The sequence below is a fragment of the Natronospira proteinivora genome (assembly GCF_024170465.1).
GTDB classification, from domain to species: Bacteria; Pseudomonadota; Gammaproteobacteria; order Natronospirales; family Natronospiraceae; genus Natronospira; species Natronospira proteinivora.
Genome location: NZ_JALJYF010000002.1, coordinates 999,029 through 1,023,849, shown reverse-complemented (window position 1 = coordinate 1,023,849; position 24,821 = coordinate 999,029). Strand labels below are relative to the sequence as shown.

Below are 24,821 nucleotides of genomic sequence, written 5' to 3'. Positions count from 1 at the left end.
TTGGATACATGACATCAGGCCTGGAACATACGCTGCAGCGAGCCATCACGTATTGAACAGATGCGTCAACGCGACAGGGCTGATTAATCGTAACGGGCCGGCTCGCCTTCTTCCGGAATGGCTTCCAGGATGAACTCGCGTAGATCCTCATTTGACTTGCGCAGGTCTTCGTAGCGCAGATACATCATGTGGCCACTGCGGTAACCCTTGAAGTCCAGGCGGTCTTTCATCTCGCCACTGGGGTCCAGCTGCCACATGCTGTACTTGGCATCGAAGTAGTTGGTGGCGCCATCATAGTAGCCGGCCTGGAACAAGACATTGAGATAGGGGTTCTGGGCCATGGCCTGGCGCAGATTCTCACCGGTCTCGTTGTTCTGCCGGTCCCAAGGATGGACGGGCCCGAACACGTTGTACTTGATGTCCGTTTCGTATTCGAGTTCGCTGCGAATGTAGTGGTTAATCGCCGGGGTAAAGGCATGCAGCCAGGCGGTCAGCTCGGCCCAATAATCCGGCCGATCACCCACTCGCTTACGGTCAATGCCCAGATAGCGGGAATCCAGCCGCCCCAAAGTCCGTCCTTCCTCGCGCAGCAGATCCTTCCAGAAAAAGGCCGTATCGATGTCCAGGTTGCTGCCCAGTACGCTGTCGATGGACAGGCCGGAATAACGCGCCACTTGCTCGGCAATCTCCTGGCGCTTATCCTCATCCAGATAGGCTCCCTGAGCCAGGGCCGGCAGGTACTCATTGAGGGTAAAGTCTTCCACCTCGGGCAGGAGCTCATAGAGATCCTGTTCCTGGAGATCATCATCCAGCATCTCGTGATACCAGGCGGTGGCGGCAAAATAGGGAAGCCGGTTGGCGGCCTTGACCGGACCGTCCCGATCGATGCCCATGTCGGTGGGTGAAACCAGAATCACCCCATTGAGATACATCCACTGACTGTTTTGAAGCTCCAGGGCCAAGCCCGCCACGCGGGTGGTGCCGTAGCTTTCACCAATCAGGTACTTGGGTGAACTCCAGCGCTCCTTGCGGGTCACGAAGGTATTGATCCACTCGGCCAGATACTCGATATCGGCATTAACCCCAAAGAATCGCTCTTTCTGCTCCTCTCGACTCAGCTTCTCGCCGTCTTCATCAGGCACCACCCGGGAGTAGCCGGTATTGACCGGATTGACGAAGACGATATCGGCCACATCCAGCACGGAATAGGGATTGTCTTTCACCCCATAGGGCTGCACCGGATAACCCTCGTCATCGATCTCCAGTACGCGCGGCCCGGTATAGGCCACATGCATCCACACCGACGCCGAACCCGGCCCACCATTGAAGGAAATCAGCAGCGGCCGCTCATCCTGGTCCCGCACGTCGGTGCGTTGATAATAAGTATAGAAAAGCGTGGCATCCGGATTGCCGTCCTCATCCCAGGTCGGCTGGGTCCCGGTGGTGGCCGAATAGCGCACCCGCTCACCGCCGATTCGCACGGCATGCTCGGTCACCACGGCATCATCGACCGCAATACTGCGTTCGCTGGCCGTTGCGGTCGAGACCATCATGGCGAGAAAAAGTGCAGAGATCATCGGTTGAGCCATTCGCATTTCACTGTCTCCAGGGACTAAAGAGAGCGGATCGGGGGATTAAGCTACTTCAAGCCAAGACCGAACATATTACTGAGAGTTCCCAGCCAATCCAAAGAATAATCAAAATCATGGGACACATATTGATCGATTCAAGCGTGTCCGTTTACTGGGCAGTGAATCTTGCCCGTGACAAGGGAGTGCTTTAACAATAAGGCCGTGACATTATCGGCGCTGAATGAACTCCCTCAGGCTGGAATGCAGGATAGTTTCCAGCTCATGGGCATACCAGTCCGTCGTCTCGACGAACAGGAAACCGAATACCGGAAATTGACGGAAATCCACTTTTCTCAGTTCCAGCGGCTTGTCGAACAGGTCGAGCAATTTCTCGTAGTCGAAGGCCGCGATATCCTTGCCGCGAATGCCGCTTAAATTGTCCAGCACCACAAGGCTGTAGACCTTACCATCCTGGTCTTTCAGCAAGGCATCCCAATTGGGACGTTGCTGATTGTGGTAGGCCACATAAGGATTCAGGCCATAGGCCTTGTAGGTACCATCGGCGGTGGTACACCAGCCTCCAAAGCGCAGAGGGTTGACCTCAATGGATCTCAAGGCCCCGTCCGGAGTTCGCCTCAGTTCAATGTGAAGAGGGAAGTCCCTAATCCCGGCCAAGCGACCAATCTCACCTACAAAGGCTTCGAAGTCTTGTAGATGGGTCTCCATCAATGCTTTCGAGGTGGAATAGACCCGATCACCCACATCCTCATCAGAGGAAAATCGATGTTGCCAAATCCCCAGAATCACTGGCTCGCCCTGCTCGTTGAAATAGGCATCAACGGCAAACTCCTCCCCCTCGATACACTCCTCCAACAGAAAGGACTCAAGATTCACCACTTCGGTGGGGTAGAGATGATGAATATGCTCGATCTCTGACAAGATCTTGCCCACAGTATCCGGCCACTGGGCTACGGATGCGACCTTATGCACTCCCAGGCTGAAAAAGCCCACCGTCGGCTTGATGATGCAGGGCAGTGGCATGGTTTCAATCGGAAAGGCAGCAAGATCATCGGTTCGAATCTCGGCAAAGGCGAAGTCCGGCAGCAGGGGCTGGGTCAAGCGACGAAAAGCGGCCTTGTTTTTGAAACAGTCGACCTTCCGGGACAGATCGGAAAAGCCTGACTGGCGGGCTATCCAGGCGAAAGCATTCTCCGAGGTGGTACAGACACTGGGCGTGTCGGACTCGGCCATCATGGCCGCAGCTTGCGCTTCGCTAATCATGGGCGTACCGGGTGTCAGTGCCAGCTCCCGAGCGACAGGTGTATCCACCACAGGCAGGGAATAATCATGCAGGGTCTGCTTTAAAAAATCGGAGACATACGGTTCATCAACAAGAAACATGGGATCCTTCCAATGATTGGTTAGTTCAAGTAAGAACGGAGCCGTTTCCGGGGTCGCGCACCACCACCGCCTGGCCAAATCGTGGAATCAGTTCGGCTTTTATCATGGGGTGGGTGCCGCGGGCGGGAGGGACATGCATTGATACAGCTCTGAGATCCTCAAGCGGATACTACCACCATGGGTGGGGGGCTTACCAAGCTGATGTTATTACTGGGCTTCGCCCTGCAGCGTTCCTTTGTCGCGCCAAGGTTGCTATTGTTTAATTCATACGAGATGCAATCACCATGTCGACTTAAAAAGGCTGCTGACTTGGCTTACCGGTACTGCCTTGCTAAACAGAAACCCCTGCAGACTATCACAGCCCAGATCACAGAGAAGTGCCTTCTGAGCTTCGGTCTCGACGCCCTCGGCAACCACACGCATATCCAGTGCCTTACCAATACCGGCGATTGCAGCTGCAACATCACTAGAGGCACGATCTTCTGGCAAGTCCTCCACAAAGGAACGGTCAATCTTCAGCCCGTCAAGGGGGAGTTTTCGGAGGTAGTTTAGTGAGGAATAGCCAGTACCAAAGTCATCAAGCACCACGTTGATTCCGGCCGCGCGCAATTTCCCTATTGACTCAATGGCGCCGTCAATATCCTCAATAATTGTTTCCTCGGTTATTTCCAAAACCAAGAATTCACGATTCAAATGGGAAAATCGCAAAGCGTTTTCCACCAATTGAAGAAAATCATCTTGGCAGAACTCTGGCCCCGCGATATTCACATTAACCTTCACCGGCTCATCCGCATTCCGGTTCCAGTACTCTGCATCTTTAATAGCCCTTTCCAAAACCCAGCGCGTGAGCACCCTGCTCAACGTGCTGTCTTTTTCAGCCAGCGGAATAAATTCACCCGGGCTAATAAAACCCAACTCGGCATCATTCCAACGGGCCAATGCCTCAAAAGTCACCACGCGCCCAGTCTTGCCATCGTAAATGGGCTGGTAATGTAACTCCAACAGATCGTCTTCCAGTGCCGTGGCGCGGTGCCTGCTTACCCGGTCCCGGCGCCGAATATGTTTGTCCGATTGGGCCGCATAGAACTGAAGACCGGGCCCCGACCGTATCCGCATGGCCAGGCGCGCACAGCGGAGCAGCTGCTCACTGTCCTGGCCATCGTCTGGCGCAATGGCAATTCCCATGGACGCCTTAACGTCCCTACGTCCATCTTCTACATGAACCGGGGCACTGATGGAATTGTGCAATCTGTAGGCCCAGTCAACCCCTGTTTCCGGCGTTGCCAGACCAGGTTGAGCAAGCACGAAACGATCAGACTCCGGTCGGGCCAAAACACCGTCGGGGCTGGTCACCTCACGTGCCCTTTGTGCGAGCTCACGGGCGGCACTGTCAGCGATTTCCTGTCCATAGGTTCCCACCAATTCGTCATAGCGTGGAAAGTGAACGGTTGCAACAGCCACGCGTGAGCCAGAATCCTTGGCGTCCTCGACCAGCGATGAAATGCTCTTGTGACAGAGAGCGTCTCTTGCCATCCCGGTAACCGGGTCATGAAAGGTATTTTCAAGCAGATCTTGCTTCGCCGATTTCAGCTTTTTCTGCCAGAATAGATCTGCCTCCAAAAGCTCGGTCAGATCACGCAGGAGCGCTTCCTCATCCTTGCTGATTCCACGAGGCTCGCGATCAAGCGCGCAAAGCGTACCGACCGGGTAGCCATTGGGATCCTTGATCACCGAGCCGGCATAGAAACGGATGTGCTCGTCTCCAACAACCGCCGGTTTATTGGCAAACACGGAATCCTGGGTGGCGTCGGGAATAACCATGAACCCTTCGTCCAACACATGGGTGCAAAAGGTCTCTTCACGAGGCGTTTCGCGAGAACCAAGGCCTAGACAAGAGGTCAGTACCTGCCGGTCTGCATCCATAAAGCCGACAAAGGCAATGGGTGCCCGCATGGCCTTGGATAGAATTCGTGGGTAAACGTCAAAGCGGTCATCCTGCTCGGGTTCAAGCAAGTTAAGGGAATGCAGGGCCGCAAGTCGGTCTTGTTCTTTGTAGGAATGCAGCTGAGAAGCAGGCATACCACCCCCAATACATAGGATCGTTACGAATTTTGTACATGACTCAACAGTAAGCACACAAATTCAGTGTAGAAGAACTACCCCCTTCCACAAGTCGCGACACTCAATAATTGGATCTTGTTCCCGAAATAAGGGTCTTTCCCTGGAAGGTCAGCCTCCAGGGGAAATGCTATTCCTTTTCTTTTTCAATGATCTAGACAGTAATTCGAACAATCATGTCCAGAATAACGCCGCAAGAGATTTTGTATCAGAGCCCCTGGGCCCCCCGCCGCAACCAGTCATGGACGAAGGCAAGTTTTCGTCGGGCCGGGCCGGACAGCACGAAGGGATAAAGATCCGATAATCCCATGGAGCGGTTGACGTGATTGACCCGCACCGTCAGGGAAGCCGCGATATGAAGCAATCGCTCGGTATCCGGTTCCGCGTAGGGGTCCCAGCCCGGGGTGGGCTGGTCGGGAGAGGACAAGCCGGACGCCACGCAGCTGTCGGTGATGTCGGTCAGATGCAATAGATGGGCGGCTGTCTCCGCCCAGTCTTCATGGGGATGGCAGGAGGCGTAGGACGTCAGAAAGCGATCCCGCCAATCGGCGGGCGGGCCATCATGGTAATGACGCTGAAGGGCGGCCTGATAATCCGCCCGCTCATCTCCGAACATGGCCCGGAAGGCCTCCAGGAAATCCTCCCGTAGGCTCAGACGCCACCAGAGCATATGGGCAATCTCGTGGCGCATATGACCAATCATGGTGCGGTAAGGCTCATCCAGGGCTTGGCGGCGGGTCACCCGTACCACCGGGTCGGCCTCGGCCACACTGATGGTCACCACCCCTTCCACATGGCCCATGAGCACCTGCGTAGGGCCTTCGGCGAGCAGGTGGAACACCGGCGGTGCCCCCGGATCTTCCGGCCGGAACCAGTGCCAGCGGCCCAGGTTGTCCAGCACCCAGCGTTTGGCCGCCTCGGTCTGGGCCCAGTTGGGTATGGCACCCGGGATGGAAGGATCCGGCGCCAGCGCCGTCATGGCACAGGACCGGCAAAAGGCCCCTTCCTTGGGCGCAATCCAGTTGCAGCCAATCCGCTCCCGGTTCGCACAAAAGGGCGGCATGGGGAGGAACGCCCGGGCCTGGGGATCATAGGCCACGGGCGTGCCCTCGGCCGTGGTGAGATTATCGAACCAGAGCGAGCCGGACCCTACCGGATTATTAAAGACGCGCATGTGAGCAAGGCCTCGGAAGCGAGTGATCGGCAATACCCGAACGGTAGGCGATCCATCGTCCGCTTGTGCGGGGAACGGGTCAAGCTTACTCCTTTCCCCGCAATCAGCCCGTCACCAGGCCAGCTCCCAGGCGAGGACCACGGTGCTATCCACGGACATCTGGGGACCATCCAATCGCTCCCGAATGGGCTCGATGTACTCCAGGCCCAGGCGATGGCCACTGAGAGCACCGGAGAACTGGATATTGGCACCGACACCCAGCTGGGTTCGATCACCGCCTTGATTGCGGGGATCGGCGGCCGGGTTCATGTCCGGATTCATGGCGGGATCGGCACCATCCACATTGCCGAATTGGGTCTGTTCCAGGCGAGCGGAAAGACTTAGCCATGATGTCAGGCGGCGCGCCGCCCAAGCGGTCAAGTTGAACTCATCCCCCAACGTATAGCTCTCATCATTGCTGCCCAAACGCAAGGTGGCCATGGCCTGTGCCCCCCAGGACCAATGATCACCCTGACCCAGCCAGGTCATACCCGGCATGAGATCATAGGTACCCGAGCCGAGTTGCATAGGATAGCCGGCGCGCATGTCCATGCCCATCATGGGTACATCTTCGTCGATACTGCCGGTGGGCAGACTGACGCCGAAATTAATCAGCAGCTGTTGGCCGTCGGCGTCCAGGGCCTTGTAGATACCACCCAGGAATGAGTCGCCCAGACCACTGGTTTCCATGGAACTGCCCATGCCATGCATGGCGCTTTCCATGCTGCTGTCCATGTGGTGCAACATGCCCATGAGCGTCAACCGATCACTGGGGGCATACATGAGCATCAACATGGACATGTCCATATCCATGCCCAGGGGCGCGGCGTGGTAATCCTCCTGGACGGCCATGGGCGAGACCCAATCACTGCCATCCCGCAAGCCGGACATACTCATACGGCTATGTTGCAAGGCGACCATCCACTCTCCCCGGCTGTGGACATGGTCGGCCATCACACCCATGGGCGCATGCCCATCGGGTCGATCACTGGTCCAATGGGCACTGACCGTGCCGGACAAAATGAGAAGAGCAATACCCAGAATCACGTTTGCTACATGGCTTTGACGCATTAATCCACCTCTGTAAGTCCTTGATTGGCGCGGGAGGGGATTCTATAAAGATCATCGCGGATTGGGGATGCGACATGATGTCGCACCCCACTGTTTGCGGGGCATCGTATAATGAGATCCTATGAGCGATCGCAGCGAAAGGCCACAAGCAGTGGCACAGGAAATACGGGGCCTGCTGCTGGCTCGAGCAGGCAGTTTTGGGCTCCTCTTTCTGTCCCTATTGGCGGCGCGCTTGTGGCTGGATATCCCCATCACGAGCCTGGCGCTCGCCATCTGTCTGCTTTGGCCCGCGCTGATCAGCATCACCTTGCTGATGGGACGCAGACATCGGGGAAGCGTTGGCCTGACGGTGCAGCTGGGCCTGGACCTGCTGGGCGTCGGCCTGGTTCTGGCCTTGAGCGGTGGCCATGAGAATCCATTGGGTTTTCTGCTGCTCATCCCCGTAGCATTGGCCACCATTCGACTCCCGCTGCCCGGCACGATCCTAATGGCGATTCTGGCCATTGGCATATATTCCCTGCTGTATGCCATTTACTTGCCGCTGCCAGGCAGTCTCGAGCACGGAATGGATCATCGATTCAATATCCATCTGACCGGCATGTGGGTGGGTTTTGTGGCAGCGGCCGTGCTGATCGCCGGTATCGGGGGTCGGCTTTCCCAGACCCTGCGTGCGCGAGAACTTGCCCTTGCCCAGCAGCAGAAACAGGCCCTGGAAGACAAACGCCTGCTGGCCCTGGGCGCCATGGCTGCCGGCACCGCGCATGAGTTGTCCACACCCCTGGCCAGCCTCAAGATTTTGTCGGATGAACTGGCACGGGATGCAAAAACATCCCTGGAGCAGGAACGCATTGAAGATCTCTCCCACGAGATCAATCGCTGTCAGCGGGTCATTGAACGCAGCCTGGAAGCCACCGGCAACCCGCGGGCTGACCGGGGAGAAAGCCTGACGGCGGATCAATTGCTTCCTCGCTTGATACAGTATTGGCGGGACCTGGGAGGTACACCACCCAACATCCGCCAGCGGGGCCCGACCCCAGCACCACGGATCCTGATGGATGCCGGACTGCTGCAAGCCATGGCCAGCCTGGTTCATAACGCCTTTGAGTGGGGGGAGGCGCCGGTGGAAGTCCAGTTTGCCTGGTCCCGGGACCAGGCCGTTCTGCGGGTCTGTGACCGGGGCCAGGGGATCCAGAACAGCACCCGATCCCAGGCCGGTAAGAGGGAGGAGCCTATCAACCGGGAACGGCCAAGGGGACTGGGCTTGTTTCTGGCCGAATCGGTGATCCGGCGCCACGGGGGACGGCTGACACTCCGCGATCGCGCCAATGGCGGCACCATTGCTCGGGTGGAATTGCCCACGCAGGAGGCAACACGCCATGACTGAAAGCAGGACGCTGCTCATCATTGATGATGACGATCGATTTCGTCGTATTCTGGCCCGCGCCTTGACGCAACGGGGCTTTACCGCTCATACGGCAACCGATGGCCAAGCGGCGCTGCATGCCCTGGCATCGCTATCCCCCTGGGGCATGATCGTCGACCTCAGACTGGCCGAATATGAAGATGGCCTGCAGCTCATCCCCCGACTGCGTAAGCGTTGCCCCCATACCCGTATACTGATGCTGACGGGCTATGCCTCTATTGCCACGGCCGTGGAAGCAGTCAAGCTGGGCGCTGACCAGTACCTGGCCAAACCGGCCGATACCGAAACCATCCTGCTCCACCTGGAGGGCACTTCCATCACCCCGGAGCCTGACGAGGTGGACAAGGCCATGTCCGTCCGGCAACTGGAATGGGAGCATATACAAAGGGTCCTGCGGGACAAGAACGGCAACATCTCCGCGGCTGCCCGCGCCTTGGGCATGCACCGGCGTACACTGCAAAGAAAGCTTCAAAAACACAATACCGGCTTGTAATAGATATGATTAAAACATCAATCAAAACCGTGCTTGTGATTGCGCTGATCACCGGCTTGATATGGTGGTTCATGGGCAGCGGACCCAAGGTGCCACCCGACGAGCACGATTCAATGGATTCAAGACTTGCTCAGCCAGAGCAAGCCACTCAAGCGGACAAGCCTGCTCATCACGCCGGGGACGACTCGTCCGCCCCGCTTGAGACCGGTCAAGCCAGCAATATCCCGAGAGACCTGGACAGCATCTTGGCGATCGATCCCGATATTGACCTGGATCAACACAGGAACCAGCTCAAGGAACGTTTTGACGCTGGCGACGGGACGGCAGCCTGGGAACTTCATCAGATTGCCCGGTACTGCAATGGCAGCATTCACTGGATTCGTATATGGCAAAACGCCTTGGGGGAAGCTATAGACCCGGAACGACGCATTGAACTGAGGGAAGAGATCGATCGCTTTGAGGCGATCCAGGGTCAATGCCGGAATAGCGAATTGGCGGATCAAGACACACTGACAAAATCGTACAATCGCTGGCAGTGGGAAGCCGCAGACGCCGGTGTGGAAGAAGCCATGGTGTCCCTGGCATTTTCTCCGCAGGCGATTGGCCCTGGTTATGAGGCCGTTTCAGACGAGCCTACCATCAGCGATATGGCCCAGCGGCAGCGACGCTACGCCGAGGAATTACGTGCCCGTTGCCATGTGGAGGCCCTGCAGACCATGGGGGAAGGCTTTGCCGAGGATGACCCCTTTGTTCGGGGCATGGAATATTCTGATCACCCCGGCGTAGACTCAGACACCGCACGCCATATGGAAGCATTCACGCATCGGTATGCTGCAGCCTCCAAACAGGGTGAATCTAATCCGGCAAGATATGCCAGAAGCCCGGACCACGTATTGACCGCCTCTGAAGAAATGAAGGCCTTGGAACTGGCTGAATCCATGGTTTCCGAATGTAACACTCCGTAAATACCCGCCATACTCCCCCTACAGGGACGGATGGCACTACGCCTCAGGCTTGAGCCGGAGTCGGCCATCCCGTTTTTTGCGGGTCGGGATGGAATAGCGGTCGATATCGCCCTGCAAGGTGTAGGCCAGGTCCCGGGCGAACATGCGGTTCCCAATATGCCAGGAATGGGGGAAGCTGCCGAAGAAATCCTCGCCGGCCGACAGGTCATCCGGATTGAGGCCGGTGAAGTAGTCGCTGCAATCCACATTGACGGCTTTGTCATGGGCATCGTCCGGCAAACCCACCCGGCCAACCCGTGGTCGCAGGCCCACCCGCTTGGCGTTGGAGACCTTCAAGACCCGATCGTGGCCGCTCTGGTAATTGGTCAACCGTGAGCAATGGCGGTAGATGGAGGTGGCTCGTGGATCATCTCCCGACATGGAGCGACTGGAGACATCACCCCCGATGAAAGCGATCTGGCCCACTTTCCAGGCTCGGTTCTTGATGGGTTCGCACTCGTCGGCATCATCGAAGGCATGGCGAATCACATGTGCGCCGGTGGAATGGCCCAGGACATGGACACTGATATCGCAGCCCCGGTCCTGGCACGCGGAGAACAAACGGATGCAATCATCAGTCAGACGTTCCGCGGTCCGCTTGGCGTAGCGCCGGTCCCGCATGTAGAGCAGGGTCTTCTCCGCGCTGGGCCAGTCAAAACTTACCACCAGCCCCCGAAAGCCCTCAGCATGAAGATCCGCCTGCAAACGGCGGTGCCGCTGGATGACCACCTCTTGGGAATTGTTGTAGCCGTGGATAAAAAGCAGGATGTGACCTGTGGGGTTGCCGGACATGGGGTCTTCGCCCGTGGTGGCCTTGGCAATCACCTCATCCACCCATTGCGCCTTTGGCATCTGGTGGCTGGGAGACTGCACCTCATCCGCCGGCACCTTCAAAAACCTGGTGGGCCCGGGCTTGCGCCCGAATTCGGTTTTACCGCTCCGTTTTGAGGTGTTAATGACGGTGACAACATAGTTGTGATCAAACATGCGCCTTCCCCTCCATGCTGAACTGCGCCTCAACAAGTACTGGCCGGTACATTGTTGCCTCACGCTTATCGATTTTTAGAGAGTGTAGACCGTAATTGAGATATTTTCACAAACATTTCGATTGTGAGCGCCCGTGATATCGCTCGATTTACCACCGATGAATGGAACATGGTCAGAGAAGAAAAGCCCCCGCACCAGGCGGGGGCTCTACCTTTTCACTGGTCCAGTATTTCAGGATCACCGACCCTTGTGCGGCGGCTCATCCTCGCTGAATGACTGGTAAGCCCGCAGGCTCCCTACACTGGTACCGAACTGGACAAAATCCAGCCATCCTTCACTCTCGGTGCGGGGCTCATACGCTCCATCAGCTACGGCTGAGATAAAGCCGTCAAGGGCATCATGGGCCGGCCGGGTTGCATACTCGCTCCGGAAGAAAGCCTGGCGTTCATGGCCGTCCATTAATGTCTCCCAAAGCGGATCCATGCCACTCCCGGGCTCGCCAAAGGACAAGGCGCCCACTGCCACGCTGTATGCGGTCAGCAGCATCTCCGATTCCGCCCAATCCAGCGGGTCCTGGCGGGCCTGATCCATAATAGTCGCCAACTGACCCCGTGCTCGTGCCGGATTGCCGACCGTATCAAGGACATCGACCATCTCATCCAGATGAGAAACTGCATCGCGGCTATAGCCCTGATGGATCAGTTCGCGGAAGGCGTCATCCAATGCCCACTTACCACCCGGTGGCAGTTCACACCAGGTCGGGAAGCAGCGAGGCCCATCACTTCCAGTCACGTCCCAATCGTAATCAAAGGTCAAGGCAGCACGAATAATGTCCTGGACCTCGCTCAATGACGGTGTACCAAAGGCTCCTTTCAGTTCCTCCATAACCTCACCGAGGAATACGTCGCGGGGACACTCAATGTAGCCTTCCAGCTCCTCTGGCAGATCGTCGTCATGCCCCATACCCCCTGCACAGGGAATCAAATCCACCGTATCGCCATCCTGTTGACCTTCAAAGGAAAGCGCGACGTATACGGAGCGGGCAGAATAGTCACCACCGCTATTCTGCAGGTACTCACCGGGCACCGTAGCGTTCTGTCCAGTCTGAGGTGCACCACCTCCATCCAGAAGGGGACCACCACTATCATTCTGCCACTGGATCTCCTCTACCGGGACCCGATCACTGTCCGGATCAGAACATTCCGGCAGAGTCGCATTGGATGCCAATGACGTGGATGAGGCAACCTTCTGGCCGCCATCCATTTCCACCCTGACATAACGCGGTGAGCCGCCAGCAATCCATACATCAAGCATGCCGGACTGAATATCAAGCGTATGCTCGTCCTGGGCAAAAAGACCTGAATCAGAATCTTCCAGCTCGACCTTTATCCGGCTGCGCTCGTGATTCGCTGTAATGGAATGGCTTACGGAGCTGAAATATGGCCCATTGAAGCCCGTAGGCCCCTCGAGTACATCATCGTCGGCCAGTGTGGTGACTTCAAAAGGCACAGGGGCTTCCACTTCCGCGAAATAGACCATTTCCACAGGATCACCGTGCATAATGCACTCGTTCGCCTCTGGGGAGGCGACCTGGATTCGTACAATTTCACAGAGCTCCCCCAGCAATCGGTTCCGCTCTGTTTCCGAGCCTGTATAAAGCGAATCATCATAAGCGTCGTGGCAAAGCACATCCCGATTGGTTAACGCGCTCTCATCGAATTCGCGCATGTAACCTACCAGGGACTGGGTAACCGTGGATATATTTCCATCCCCACTTAAGTCAAGTTTTTCGGTTCCCGTGGATGTATCGCCACCTCCGGAATAGCCATCCACATTGAAATCGTTGGCATGGTTTCCGTAATCATGGCTCGAGTCCCGATCGAGTCCTTCCAGCAAGACCACAAGGTCATCCTCATCCATCAGTTCGCCAGGATCAGAGGAGATGCCCGTCGGTCGATAGGCCGAAGCAAGTCCGAATGGATCTGCCACCCAGCGGACAGCGTTGATGGCGTCGACCACCGGCTGTGGATTGAAGCTGCAATTATCATCCAGGTCATGGCGTGCCGACGCCATAACCCGGTTGGCCACGGCATCGGGAGCTAGATCCTTGTCCGCCGCCCATACCATTGCCGCCACACCCGCAAGCTGCGGCGTAGCCGCGGACGCGCCACCCATGAAGCTGGCACTGGTCCCGGCGGCATCGTCAATGGTCCAACTACCACTGACAGCAGACACGTTACCCGCATATCGAGCAGTGGAAGTCAGGCACCCCGGCAGGAAACGCTCGCCGCCCGACTCATTGAGAAATCTGCGATCTTCCACTACAGCAATGGTGTCCAGAGGTGGTTCCGAGTCGACCGCGATACTCGGTGAGCCTAGCGTGGCGTAAGCGTAGGGGCTGGTTAGACGGGATGGGAAGTCCAGGTTGCTCTGACTCTCATCGTCACGCAAATTGCCAGCCGAGGTGGCGTGGAACATGCGATCTTCCATCCCTGCACCTCGAACTCCTCTGACGTAATCATAGGCCAAAGGGCTGACTAACGCTTCGTAGTTGGGTTCCATGGAAAAGCTGGTGTTGACAACAACTTTCGCACTGGGGTCGAGTGTGTCGATATCTTCCAGCCGGTCGACGATGGCGTTCACCGTCCCGTAGGCCGTGCTGTAGTTCTGATCATCCACGGCACGGATACGCAGCCTTTCCGGGAACATCCCTACAGCGTGGTTCTCATCGCCGGCACCGACGATATTGTCGTGTGCCCCGATAATGATCCCCAACGCCAAATAGCCATGATCATCGTAGTCATCCGTCACGTAATCCGAAGACGTGAAACTACCGTTGAAGTGGGGCTGCTCCGGGGCGCCTCCGCCGAATGTATCCGCAATAAGTAGCCAGGGCCGATCCGAAAGGCTATCGCCATAGGCCGCCGAATGGGCCCAGGCCCCATGCCCCCGCGCAGCGAGGTGACTCCGCAATCGCTGCCGCTGGGTGGATAGACTGGGGTTGATGGCACCGGGCACCGCGTCACCGGAATCAACGGCCGGGCGTTCCCGACTGCTGTCGCCAGGAGCATTCAGCAGATCATTCTTGCTGGCTTTTTGAACAAGCGGTGACGATTCCAGCGCCGCTGCCAGTTCGCCCAAGGCCTCCATGGACCCCGGATCCGGGAACCGAACCAGTACCGAGCTGGTACCTGCCATCATTCCGATGACTCCCATATCGTACTGTCGCAGCAGCTCATTGAGATGGCCCAGGCGCGCTTCCGGATCCAGAAAAAGATTCAGTTGATCACGAGCCACCTGACGCCCGCTTTTCGGATCATGGCCGATATGGCCTTCCTTGGCGGGCGTGGGAATAACGAAGGTTGATGTGCGGTCACTGATCAGCAGGTCCCGATTACCATCCATATAGCCGGCACCCAGGGGATTGCTGGTCGCCAGCACACTGCGACGGAAACGGTAGACGTCGCCTTCATACTTCAATGCCAGCTGCAGGATGTACTCGCCTTCCTGGTCGGGCTCCAGTCGGACTTGATCGCCGCGACCTGACAGGCGAGCCCGACTGTCATCCGGTTGCTTGAGCAAGGACCAGTTTCGCTCCACCGAATCCAGTTTCCGGCGCAGATCACCGGGTAGTTCTTTGAGATCAAAAGGCCACTGGATTTCAATGTCCGTACTTTCCCCGGGCGCCACCAAGCGGTGCTCACCAATGCTGGCGTGGGGAAGATAGGTATCCAGATAGGAAACCACATTGATTTCATGACTGACGAGATGGCTGGTGAGCACACCGTCGGAGACGCTTAAGCCAACCCGGTAACGGCCTGGCCTCTCGGCGGTAAACATCGCGTGGCGCTCATTCTCTGACAATGAGGCGGAGGCACCATCCGGTGCGTCCAGCAGTTCCCACTGGTAGGACCGATCCAGACTCTCCGGCTCGCCGTTGGCCTTGGCGGACAATGTCACGGATTCATGGGCCACCGCCATTCGGGGCGCTGCAATTCGGCCAACCGGGTGCTGTATGCGAAGCTCCAGCTCCATATCCTTCTTACGCTCATCACCCATCAAGGGCAGCGATGCCGGCAACAACGCCAAACCCAGAAGTAGTGATGCGCCAAGTGTCGAGTATTGCAGCGTTCCCGCTGCTTTTTTCGTCCTGATTGCCATTTCCCTTGCCTCCCTTAGACTCTCCAAATGGAATGGCCAGCCTAGGGGTCGCAAACAGGGGTGCCCACCCCCTTGACGGAGGGCACAAGTGGCTCACGTGGGGCCACCCGTATGGAGTCATCTCCCCGCTGTCGTCGGGTGTCGGACTTCGCTTACGGAGAATAATGGATATTGCTCAACCGTGATGGTTCATAAGCAAAATTGGAGTCTGGTTCATTGCGCGTTGAAACGGACCGCGCTCAGGTCCACAGCCATGCCCCCATCACAGGCGGGCGGGGTGCCACTTTCGCTTTTCCCATTGAATACGCTGAGCAGCAGGCCATTGCGCGCGGCAAACTCCATGCATTGTTGAGCGTCCTGCAAACTGGCACAGTTAACAGTGACACCGGGCCCAACTTGCTTGGCACCCGCACCACTATCCGATGTGGCCGACTCACTGGATGTTGGGCGGACCCGAATCTGGCCACGAACCATCAGTGCAAGGCCGCCCAAGTGGACTGGAATGAATTCATTGTCGGTGGCCCGACGAAGCTTTGTGCTTAACATGGTCGCTACCCTCCCGGCTTTTGCCTTCTTAAGCACTTGTATCGCTAAACTCCCGGTGAAAAGCTCGCGGCTTACGCCTTGCTGCAGCAAGAACCATCAAGCGGACCTCGCGGCAGAAAAATAGAAGTCCAGCATGGCATCCAGCGGCGCTGTATCCCGCCAGAGGCGGCTGCGAAGAGCGGCACCCTCCCAGCAATTCAGCAGCAGATTGGCCATATGCTGTGGATCATTGTCCGCCGGCAATTGGCCCTGCTGGCGCGCCTCCTCCAGACAGTCTGCGATGCGCCCCACAATCACCGCGAAACAGCCTTCGATTTTCCCCTGGAAGGTCTCACTGATCCCCGCCAGTTCCTGGCCCAGACCACCCAGCAGACAACCCAAACGGCCCTCGCTCTCATATTTGTCCCGACTCAGCTCGAAAAAGCGCCGAACCCGATCCAGAGGAGACAGGGCGGTATCGCCCAGGGCCACATCAAGGCCCTTGTGCACCTCCGCCATGTAAGCGTCGACTACCTGGAGGGCGAAGTCTTCCTTGCTACTGAAAAAGTGATAGAAGGAGCCCTTCGGGACCCCTGCCTCCCGTAGCACCGCCTGGATGCCCAGGCCGGAATACCCCTGCCGCAGCAGCATCGCCAGCCCTGTCTCCAACAGTTGGCCCCTGGTATCTCTCGGCATTTCGACTCCTAAACCGACCGGTCTATTCTGATAATAGTCGAGGTTTTCGAGAAATCAAGACGCCATTTGAAACCCTCCTCTAAACGATGAGCATTCTATTCCTCACAATTCCCGCAGTCCGGCTGGTTCAGACGCCGCTCACCATTTACCAGGACAGCGCTTCTCACTTCGTTGCCACAGAGCTCACAGACAAGGGGAGGCAGGCCGATGGCTTGCCGTCGTTTATCTACTACGTCCACATCCTTGATTTCGTAGAACTGAAGTTCGCCATCCACTCTTTCGTAAAAAGTACCGAACTTCTGTGCCTTCCCACGGTTTCGTTTTGCCCGGTCTACCAACCCCGCATAACGTCGTGACTCCACCTCGCCTTCCGTTACAGCCTCTCGCATATACCGGGCGGCTAGCTCCTGAAATTCCGGGTTCATATCGCCATGCAAAGCGATCAACCAGGCCGCCTCCGCACCCTGCTCGCCCACGTCGCTCGTCCGTGGCCATTGCTCACAAATCGTAAGCACATGCTCCAGCCACATCCGATTGTTGGCATCTACCCCAATGACCTTGCGAAACGCAGTCTCATCACCGCCGCTTTGTGTGACTGAATCCCTTGCCTCATACTAAGTTCCCATGCCCCCCTGACCGGGACATTGTTAAGCGCATCGAACGAATATACTAAGGTTCTCTCCAATCACAAGACTCGGTATAATTGACCGGCCGACCAATTAATACTAGAATCCGAGCCATGAATGCCGAAGCCCAGACAAGAGATCCGGAACGCACCCGGGAAACCATCCTGGAGGCCGCAACGGGCCTGTTCATCGAACATGGGGTCTCGGCGGTGTCGATGAGTGACATTGCCAAGACGGCAAAGGTGACCAAGAGCCTGATTCACCACCACTTCGGCAGCAAGGCGGAGCTGTGGGAGACGGTCAAGGAAACCGCCTTCACCGAGTACTTCTCGGGCCAGATGGCGATGTTGGAAGAAGCCGAAGACCCGGCGCCAGCCCTGCTCAAAGACTCGGTGGAAGAGTATTTCCATTTTCTCAAGAACAACCCCGGAGTGGTACGCCTGTTTGCCTGGACCCACCTGGAGGGGGACAGTACCTGCGTGGAGATGGACCAGAAGCTGGTGGCTTTGGGTGCCGAGCGCATCAGGCAAGTTCAGGAGAAGGGCCTGTTCCGAAAGGATGTGAACCCCAGCCATGTGGTGGCCACATTCTGCATGGCTTGCACCCAATGGTTCGAGGCCAAGTGCCACCACCAGCACTGGCCGGGCATGGGGAGTGACGAGGATTTTCTCGAGGACTTCTTAAAGTTGCTACTTGATGGGCTGCTACCCCGGGATGCCTCGGACACCGACCGTTAAAGCAATCACGACGTAAAGCGTCGTTTTTTTGGGACCTAGTATTGACCGGTCGACCAGTTAAATCAGCCGGTCTGAATAAGAGGGGCAGTCATGAAAGGCACACGAATGCGTCTCGTCGGCGTCATCGCGACCGGCCTGTTGCTCGCGGCGGGCGGCTTACTGATGGCCTGGGGATCTTCTTCGGGCGAGGCCGGAGATAAGGAGGTGGACGCACGGCCGGCCGTGCGGTTGGCCACCGTCCGCGACGCACCGGCGCTGGAATGGCAGCGCTTTCCCGGCGTACTCCGGGCCCGGGAACGCAGCCAGCCAGCCTTCCTGCATCCGGGCACCCTAGCCGAGCGACCGGTGGCAGAAGGCGATCGCGTGCAGCAGGGAGAGATCCTCGCCAGCCTCCACAATCCCTCCCTGGCGCCGAAAGCTGCCGCCGCCCAGGGCCGGGTGGAGGAACTGAAGGCCAATATCCGTCAATACCAGCAGGAACTGACCCGGGCCCAGGCGCTACGTGAGCGGGATCTGATTTCCCAGGAGGAAGTGGACCGCCTGCAAGCGCGACTGGATGCCACCCGCGAGGCACGAAAACAAGCGCAAGCCAATCTCACCGAGGCCCGCGAACAACTGGCGGAGCTACAACTGCGAGCGCCTTTCGAGGGGGAAGTAATCGAAGTGCTGGCCGAAGCTGGTGACTTTGTCTCGGCCGGCCAGCCGATTGTGCGCCTGGCCGGCCTGGGCGAACTGGAAGTCGAGATTCGCCTACCCGCCACCCTGGCAAAAGAAGTGGACGGCGACACGGTCGTGCGGCTGAGCCGTCCCCTGCAGGGCGGGCAATTTGAGGCGCGACTAAAACGCCTGGGCCATGGCGGCCGTGACATGGCGGTCGCCGTGGTTACCCTGCCCCGGGACAATGATCTGGCACCGGGCCAAGTGGTTCACGTGCATTTCGGTCGGCAGCATTCGGGGGCGGTTCAGGTACCGCTGACAGCTGTGCTGGACCCGGGAGGACATCAACCTTCGGTGTATCGGGTGGTGGAATCGAACAATGAGCAGTCACTGACCGTGGAACGCGTACAGATCGCCCCCGGGCGGTTTAGAGGCGATTGGGTGGATGTGCATGAGGGCCTGACCATCGGTGATCGGGTGGTCATCGCCGGACAGGGCCGCCTGGTGAACGGCGGATCGGTACGGGTGCTGCCATGAACGCACGTGCCGAAAACACCCTGCTGGGCCTGTTCCGCCAACGTCGCCTGATCATGACTCTAGCACTATTGCTGGCTGTGCTCGGCCTGCTGGCCTGGCAGAACATGAATCGCCAGGAAGACCCCTTCTTTCCCCACCGCTACGGCGACATTCTGGTGCCCTACCCGGGTGCCGACCCAGAACAGGTGGAGCGCCTGATCCTCAACCCATTGGAAGAAGAACTGGCGCAGGTGGCGGACATCGACGAGATTCGCGGAACCGCCCGCCTGGGTTTCGCCCATGTAATGATCGGCATGCAGGAGCATGTCTACGACACCGACACCGTCTGGGACCGTATCCGGATCGCCGTGGACGAGGCCGCACGACAATTCCCCGACGCCGCCGGACCAGCCAGTGTCGACGACCGCCAGATGGATACCCACGGCATTGTGCTGGCAATCAGCGGCAGCGACGATCTGCTGGCGCTGCGCGCGGCGGCCAAGCGCCTCAAGAGAGACCTCTTTCAGCTCAAGGACATCGACCGCATCGAGCTGCTGGCGGACCCGGGCGAGAGTATCGTCGTCACTTGGGATGACGCGGTGGCCGAGCAGACCGGCCTGGACGCTACCGCACTGGGACAACAACTGGCCGCCCGCAACCAGACCCTGCCGGCCGGCAATCTTCGTGTGACGGGTCGTTCGGTGGTACTGGACCCGGAAAGCGAGTTCACGTCACTGGCAAGTCTGGCGAGCACGCCCATTCGCACCGCCCGGGGGGACTACATTCCCCTGGGCGAACTGGCGAGCATTCGCCACGCCCCCGACGAACCCCTGGGCGAGAAGATCGGTCTGAACGGCCGTCCTGCTGTGGGCCTGGGCATCATCGTCCCGGACAATCGCCTCAATGTGGTGGCCTTTGGCGAAACCCTGCGTGAACACATTGACGACCTGCGGGCCGACTACGCCCCGTTGGAGATTGAGGAGCTGTTCTTCCAGCCCTACTGGGTGGAAAAGCGCCTCAGTGAACTTGGTTTTTCACTGCTGCTGGGAATCCTGGTTGTCGCCGCCATCCTGTTCTTGTGCATGGGCCTGCGCCTGGGGCTGACCGTCAGCCTGCTGGTGCCGCTGGTGACCTTCTCCGCCTTGGCCGTCTATGCCATGGGCGGGGGCGTGCTGCACCAGATGGCCATTGCCGGCATGGTGATTGCTCTGGGCATGCTGGTGGATAACGCCATTGTCATGTCCGAGAATATCCAGTGGCATCTCGACCAGGGTCGTTCGCCGACCGAAGCAGTCAGCCGTGCCCTGCGGGAACTCGCCACCCCTTTAATGGCTGCCACCGGTACGACCCTGGCCGCCTTCACCCCCCTGCTGCTGTCCGCCGGCGGCACCGCCGATTTCACTCGGGCCATCCCGGTGATGGTAATGCTCACCCTCGCCATTAGCTTCCTCTACGCCCTGCTGGTCACTCCCATCTTCGCGGCCGCAATTCTCCGGCCACGCCCCGTGGACCGCCGGGAGGTCAGCGTCATACAGAGTGAAAAGCTGGGTCGCTTTGCTGTCACCCGGCCACTCACCGTACTCGCCATGGCCGCCGTGCTGGTGGTGAGTGCGGGGGCCTTCTTCAGCGCCCTGGACAAGACCTTCTTCCCCAGCACCGACCGCAACCAGATGGTGGTGGACCTGCATTTCCCGGAGGGCACCCACCTCTCCCACACCGACCACGCCGCCGCCACCCTGGGTGCTCATATCCAGACCCAAGCTGGAGTAAACGCCGTTTACCGTTTTTCGGGTTTCAGCGGCCCGAGCTTCTATTACAACCTGATCGCGCTCAGCAGCCAGCCCCATCTGGCCCGCTTGGTAGTGGAAGTGGACAGTGTGGACCGCCTGGATGAGCTCCTCCCCTGGGTACGAGCCACCGCACTGGAGACCCTGCCCGATGCCCAGGTGGCGGCGCGGCGGCTGGGCCAGGGCCCCCCCGTGGATGCGCCGGTGGAGCTGCGGGTCTATGGCGAGGACAGCGAGCGCCTGGGCGAGGCCGCAGAAGCCGTACTGGCCGTGGTGCGGGATGACCCCGGCAGCCGCGATGCTCGCCACACCCTGGGCGAAGGCCTCACCAGCCTGCATATTCAGGTGGACGATGCCCGCGCCGCCGAATACGACCTGGACCGGGGCGATGTGGCCCGCGCCCTGGCCACCGCCAGTCGCGGCCTGGAGATCAGCACGTGGCGGGCAGAACGCGACGCCATGCCACTGCGGATTCGCTCACCGGAAGGAGAGGACTTTCCCCTCGAGGGACTGGAAGGTCTGCGCGTGGGTGAGGCCGGCATACCGCTGTCGGAGATTGCCCGCATAGAAACCCGTTGGCAGCCCGCCATCATTCAGCACTGGGATTTGCAACGCATGACCCAGGTGCTCTCGGAAGTGGTGGACGGCCAGACCTATGTACACGTACTCAACCGCGTGCAACCCAAGCTGGATGCCCTGGATCTGCCGGAAGGCACCCATTACGCCATCGGCGGCGCCGCTGAAGAGGCCGGTGAGGCCAACACCGAGCTATTCCAGACATTACCCATTGGTGCGCTTCTACTGGTGATCTTCCTGCTGGTGCAATTTAACTCCTTCCGCATGATGGGCATGGTGCTGATTACCGTGCCGCTGGCGGTGGTGGGGGTGATCCCCGGACTATGGCTGGCCGACCAGCCGTTCAGCTTTACCGCCATATTGGGTGTGGTCGCCCTGGTTGGCATCGTGGTCAACAACGCCATCGTGCTGCTGGACCGCATTAACCGCAATCGCGAAGACGGCATGGGTCTGGACAATGCCGTCGCCGAGGCGGTCGGCCGACGCACTCGCCCCATTCTGCTGACCACTGCCACCACCGTCGCCGGGCTATTCCCCCTGACTCTCACCCAATCCACCCTCTGGCCACCACTGGCCTGGGCCATCATCTCTGGCCTGCTGGCCTCGACCCTACTGACACTGGTGGTGGTACCGGCGCTGTATCGCCTCGCCTTCCGGGCAGAGGCAGCCTAAGCTAGCGAGCCGGCATACAATTTGTCGAAAGCCCTTTACGTGCTCTCTGAATCAATCCTTTACGAAGTCCGTTTCTTTAGAGCATTGAATCTGAGTTTACTTCACTCCTCAGCGTCCTTCTGCGTCGACGGGCGGCCATGAGGGTGGCGACAAACAGCGGCAAGTGAATGATCAGCAACAGCCCGGCCAGGATCAGCGCCGCACTTCGCATCAGGGCCGGCCAGCTGCTATCTGATGAACGGCTGGCATCCAGTAGTAAGTGGGGTGCGCCGCTGTCGTCCACGCCAGCGGCCATCACCAGGCCTTCCACGGCAAAGTCATCCGCGCCTTCGTCGGTAGTAAGGCGTTTGAGGGCTTGCCAGTGGCCCAGTCCATCGTTGCGAAAGTGATAGGATGGCAACTCGGCATCCGCAGCATTTTGCACTTCCAGCAGCACCCCACCACCCTGGTGGACGAGGATGGATTCGGCCAGGGCCTCGCGATGGTCAACGGTAATCCGGTTGCTCAGCTCGCGGCCGTGACGGTAGAAGCGGTCCAGCTCCCGTTTCAGAATCAGACCAACCACATCATCATTGGCATCGTCATTGAAGGCTTCACTCAGACCCGCCCAGTCTTCGGGGGCGTCTTCCATGTCCAGAATCATCCGAGACAACAAGAGCTCTTGGGCTTGATCGCAGCTATGGACCAGGAGGCTGCGACGGCCCTGTCCATTGGCTTCTTCGTCTCCACAGACCTGTTGCACAAGCGATACCGCACGCCCGGGGTTTTCAATCACCCGCACATCCCGTCCGCGGGTTTGGCCGCCCACCAGCATTCTTTCCATGGCGGTGAGGTCGCGAGTGTCCAGGTAATCACCCCCACCCAGCAATTGCAGATACTCGGGCAGGGGCTCAATCGGCTCATCCAGCAAATCCCCATCCCAGCGGATGCGGCTGCAATCGATTTGGCCAGTCACCTGATTGCTGCTGGGGGTCTCCACCTGGCAATGGCCCTGGCCGGCCAGCGACACCATCTCACCCAGGGCTGGCATGGACTCGGCCAGGGACGGGCTGTCGTGATATTCGCGCAGCTCACCGCCGTTCAAGGCGTGATGGGCTTGCAAGACATCTCCCACCGGACCCGGGGAATTGGCGAGCAGCGCAAAGAACGCCCCGGCCGCGACCAGGCTCAGGGTCAAATGCCGGCCCCAGTAACGGGGTGGTGACTGCATCATCTCGGCATCGATGCTGAAGTTCGGGTCCAGCCCCACCGCCGTGCGGTCTGTGACCCGAATATCGGCCTCCACTCGCTGGCCGATCTGAGCGCCCAGCTTGCCAAACCAGTGCCTGGGTACGGTGAAGGGCAGGGCATTACCCAAAACCGGCTGGCCGGTATTCGGGCCGCCATTGGGGTTCTCATAAAACAGGATATCCAAAGGCCCCTCGACCCGGTTAACTCGAGCCGGCTCCCCAGGCCGGTAGGGCCGCCAGAACAGCCACAGACCGAGCAGGCCCAAAACACCACCGGCAATGGCCCAAATCTGGCGAGCGGTTTCGCCCTCCACCACGGCGGCAATAGCCAGGGCGATGAATGCAGCCAGCCAGACGGCGCCGGAAAGAAAACCAATCCCTCGGCCCTCGCGGTCTTCCACCTCGGCCGAGGATTCCAGTCGTTGTGACAGGATGCGAACCGTCCCGCGAGGGCGGTCATCGTCCGTATCCGCGCCGTCCTGAAAGACCTGCTTAAGGGGGCCGCGGATTCCAGCCTCCCACTGGTTTTCCTGTTCTTCCCGGCGCCTTTGGCGTTCCACCGCCCCGCCCAACTCGAAATCATCATTCAGACGGACCACCACCGCGTAGCGGCCAGCGAAAGCCACTTCCGCCTCATTGTCTTCGCGTAGTGACAGGGCCGCATCATAGGGAAGGATGACTTCAATGCCGCCAATCAGGTCATGCCAGGTGGTATTGCCCCCGGCATCCAGGCCGTGCCGCTCAAAGAGGCCGCCCAGGCGATATACCTGATGGTTATCCAGCGACAATTGCCGATCCGGCCGGGCAGGATCATTCAGCTGCCCCTGCAGGGCCTCAAGCTCCCGACTATCCAGCTGACGCAGCGGCGGCAGTTCCTGCCGAGCCCGCTTGGCAGTCCGCCGCGAGCGACGTCGCCGCAGCTGGTAATTGATGCCGCTAACAATGGAAACAAAAGCAATGATAAGAAAAAGCGCAATCTTGATCAGGACAAAACCGTCCACCGAACTCCCCTTTCTATCTGGATCCTTGAGGTTGGCTATGTATTCCCAAACTTCGCCGGACCGAACTATACGACAAGTTTGGCCCATAAATCGATGGCAAAAGTCACTTCACCAGCCAATCTTGCAGTACTCGCATAGCTTCCCGGGAGTTAGGGCGCTGCATTTGGGGGGTAGTATCCCTTGCGGCCACAGGGAACACTGCAGCACTCGGATAGCAATTCGCTTCCGAAATCAGGGGATAGGGACCGCCGGAGGGGCAACCATGTACTTCACAAGATTTTTCGTTATTTTCAACCGCCCAGAATCACTGAATTCGCAGCCAAAGGGCCGCGCCAGTTTTCTGCTTCTTGCGATTAC

Annotated in this window: 16 protein-coding genes and 1 pseudogene; 6 read left to right on the top strand and 11 right to left on the bottom strand. The window is 58.6% G+C overall.

Features of this window, described 5'->3' with window-relative positions:
• Positions 1-83: 83 nt before the first annotated feature.
• The 5 genes from J2T60_RS11615 to J2T60_RS11595 form a co-directional block, all read right to left on the bottom strand.
• Positions 84-1,595 carry a S10 family peptidase gene (locus tag J2T60_RS11615; RefSeq protein WP_445376054.1) on the bottom strand — a complete coding sequence of 504 codons (1,512 nt, stop codon included), beginning with the start codon at positions 1,593-1,595 and terminating at the stop codon, positions 84-86.
• 204 nt (positions 1,596-1,799) lie between these two features.
• A complete protein-coding gene (locus tag J2T60_RS11610) occupies positions 1,800-2,972 on the bottom strand; it encodes an ATP-grasp domain-containing protein (RefSeq protein WP_253450311.1) in 1,173 nt (390 codons plus the stop codon).
• A gap of 279 nt (positions 2,973-3,251) precedes the next feature.
• On the bottom strand, positions 3,252-5,051 hold the full coding sequence (locus J2T60_RS11605; protein WP_253450293.1) for a bifunctional diguanylate cyclase/phosphodiesterase: 1,800 nt from the start codon (positions 5,049-5,051) through the stop codon (positions 3,252-3,254).
• Positions 5,052-5,298: 247 nt separating this feature from the next.
• Complete coding sequence (locus J2T60_RS11600; protein WP_253450291.1) at positions 5,299-6,264, bottom strand: zinc-binding metallopeptidase family protein; 966 nt, start codon at positions 6,262-6,264, stop codon at positions 5,299-5,301.
• Positions 6,265-6,375: 111 nt separating this feature from the next.
• The gene (locus J2T60_RS11595) at positions 6,376-7,374 is read right to left on the bottom strand and encodes a transporter (RefSeq protein ID WP_253450287.1); all 999 of its coding nucleotides are present in this window, start codon (positions 7,372-7,374) and stop codon (positions 6,376-6,378) included.
• Positions 7,375-7,495: 121 nt separating this feature from the next.
• Between J2T60_RS11595 and J2T60_RS11590 the strand changes: the two genes are divergently transcribed.
• The 3 genes from J2T60_RS11590 to J2T60_RS11580 all read left to right on the top strand — a co-directional run bounded on the left by J2T60_RS11590 (position 7,496) and on the right by J2T60_RS11580 (position 10,255).
• On the top strand, positions 7,496-8,758 hold the full coding sequence (locus J2T60_RS11590; RefSeq protein ID WP_253450284.1) for an ATP-binding protein: 1,263 nt from the start codon (positions 7,496-7,498) through the stop codon (positions 8,756-8,758).
• On the top strand, positions 8,751-9,290 hold the full coding sequence (locus J2T60_RS11585; RefSeq protein ID WP_253450281.1) for a response regulator transcription factor: 540 nt from the start codon (positions 8,751-8,753) through the stop codon (positions 9,288-9,290). The genes J2T60_RS11590 and J2T60_RS11585 overlap by 8 nt, the downstream gene beginning before the upstream one ends.
• A 113-nt stretch (positions 9,291-9,403) precedes the next feature.
• Positions 9,404-10,255, top strand: a complete 852-nt coding sequence (locus J2T60_RS11580) for a hypothetical protein (protein WP_253450278.1) — start codon at positions 9,404-9,406, stop codon at positions 10,253-10,255.
• Positions 10,256-10,291: 36 nt separating this feature from the next.
• Here J2T60_RS11580 and J2T60_RS11575 read toward each other — a convergent pair whose 3' ends face one another.
• From J2T60_RS11575 to J2T60_RS11555, 5 genes and pseudogenes are all read right to left on the bottom strand, one after another.
• A complete protein-coding gene (locus J2T60_RS11575) occupies positions 10,292-11,281 on the bottom strand; it encodes an alpha/beta hydrolase (RefSeq protein WP_253450275.1) in 990 nt (329 codons plus the stop codon).
• 237 nt (positions 11,282-11,518) lie between these two features.
• Positions 11,519-15,364 (bottom strand): S8 family serine peptidase, encoded by a 3,846-nt coding sequence (locus J2T60_RS11570; RefSeq protein WP_253450272.1) that lies wholly within the window; start codon positions 15,362-15,364, stop codon positions 11,519-11,521.
• A gap of 291 nt (positions 15,365-15,655) precedes the next feature.
• Positions 15,656-15,988, bottom strand: a complete 333-nt coding sequence (locus J2T60_RS11565) for a hypothetical protein (protein ID WP_253450269.1) — start codon at positions 15,986-15,988, stop codon at positions 15,656-15,658.
• Positions 15,989-16,084: 96 nt separating this feature from the next.
• The gene (locus tag J2T60_RS11560; RefSeq protein ID WP_253450266.1) at positions 16,085-16,663 is read right to left on the bottom strand and encodes a TetR/AcrR family transcriptional regulator; all 579 of its coding nucleotides are present in this window, start codon (positions 16,661-16,663) and stop codon (positions 16,085-16,087) included.
• A gap of 95 nt (positions 16,664-16,758) precedes the next feature.
• Positions 16,759-17,250, bottom strand: a pseudogene (locus tag J2T60_RS11555) (DUF6624 domain-containing protein); the annotation flags it as partial.
• A 152-nt stretch (positions 17,251-17,402) separates the two neighbouring features.
• On the opposite strand from J2T60_RS11555, the gene J2T60_RS11550 reads away from it, so the two are divergent.
• The 3 genes from J2T60_RS11550 (at position 17,403) to J2T60_RS11540 (ending at position 22,234) form a co-directional block, all read left to right on the top strand.
• Positions 17,403-18,026, top strand: a complete 624-nt coding sequence (locus J2T60_RS11550; RefSeq protein ID WP_253450260.1) for a TetR/AcrR family transcriptional regulator — start codon at positions 17,403-17,405, stop codon at positions 18,024-18,026.
• Positions 18,027-18,116: 90 nt separating this feature from the next.
• Complete coding sequence (locus J2T60_RS11545; RefSeq protein WP_253450257.1) at positions 18,117-19,220, top strand: efflux RND transporter periplasmic adaptor subunit; 1,104 nt, start codon at positions 18,117-18,119, stop codon at positions 19,218-19,220.
• Positions 19,217-22,234: an efflux RND transporter permease subunit gene (locus J2T60_RS11540; protein WP_253450254.1), complete on the top strand. Its 3,018-nt coding sequence runs from the start codon at positions 19,217-19,219 to the stop codon at positions 22,232-22,234. The genes J2T60_RS11545 and J2T60_RS11540 overlap by 4 nt, the downstream gene beginning before the upstream one ends.
• Before the next feature lie 76 nt (positions 22,235-22,310).
• Here the strand turns inward: J2T60_RS11540 and J2T60_RS11535 are convergent, their stop codons facing one another.
• Positions 22,311-24,464, bottom strand: a complete 2,154-nt coding sequence (locus tag J2T60_RS11535; RefSeq protein WP_253450251.1) for an IgaA/UmoB family intracellular growth attenuator — start codon at positions 24,462-24,464, stop codon at positions 22,311-22,313.
• Positions 24,465-24,821: the final 357 nt, after the last annotated feature.

Excerpts from the sequence above, each read along its gene's own strand:
- J2T60_RS11615 (WP_445376054.1), bottom strand. The coding sequence starts at position 1,595 with ATGCGAATGGCTCAACCGATGATCTCTGCACTTTTTCTCGCCATGATG.
- J2T60_RS11610 (WP_253450311.1), bottom strand. The coding sequence starts at position 2,972 with ATGTTTCTTGTTGATGAACCGTATGTCTCCGATTTTTTAAAGCAGACC.
- J2T60_RS11605 (WP_253450293.1), bottom strand. The coding sequence starts at position 5,051 with ATGCCTGCTTCTCAGCTGCATTCCTACAAAGAACAAGACCGACTTGCG.
- J2T60_RS11600 (WP_253450291.1), bottom strand. The coding sequence starts at position 6,264 with ATGCGCGTCTTTAATAATCCGGTAGGGTCCGGCTCGCTCTGGTTCGAT.
- J2T60_RS11595 (WP_253450287.1), bottom strand. The coding sequence starts at position 7,374 with ATGCGTCAAAGCCATGTAGCAAACGTGATTCTGGGTATTGCTCTTCTC.
- J2T60_RS11590 (WP_253450284.1), top strand. The coding sequence starts at position 7,496 with ATGAGCGATCGCAGCGAAAGGCCACAAGCAGTGGCACAGGAAATACGG.
- J2T60_RS11585 (WP_253450281.1), top strand. The coding sequence starts at position 8,751 with ATGACTGAAAGCAGGACGCTGCTCATCATTGATGATGACGATCGATTT.
- J2T60_RS11580 (WP_253450278.1), top strand. The coding sequence starts at position 9,404 with ATGGATTCAAGACTTGCTCAGCCAGAGCAAGCCACTCAAGCGGACAAG.
- J2T60_RS11575 (WP_253450275.1), bottom strand. The coding sequence starts at position 11,281 with ATGTTTGATCACAACTATGTTGTCACCGTCATTAACACCTCAAAACGG.
- J2T60_RS11565 (WP_253450269.1), bottom strand. The coding sequence starts at position 15,988 with ATGTTAAGCACAAAGCTTCGTCGGGCCACCGACAATGAATTCATTCCA.
- J2T60_RS11560 (WP_253450266.1), bottom strand. The coding sequence starts at position 16,663 with ATGCCGAGAGATACCAGGGGCCAACTGTTGGAGACAGGGCTGGCGATG.
- J2T60_RS11550 (WP_253450260.1), top strand. The coding sequence starts at position 17,403 with ATGAATGCCGAAGCCCAGACAAGAGATCCGGAACGCACCCGGGAAACC.
- J2T60_RS11545 (WP_253450257.1), top strand. The coding sequence starts at position 18,117 with ATGAAAGGCACACGAATGCGTCTCGTCGGCGTCATCGCGACCGGCCTG.
- J2T60_RS11540 (WP_253450254.1), top strand. The coding sequence starts at position 19,217 with ATGAACGCACGTGCCGAAAACACCCTGCTGGGCCTGTTCCGCCAACGT.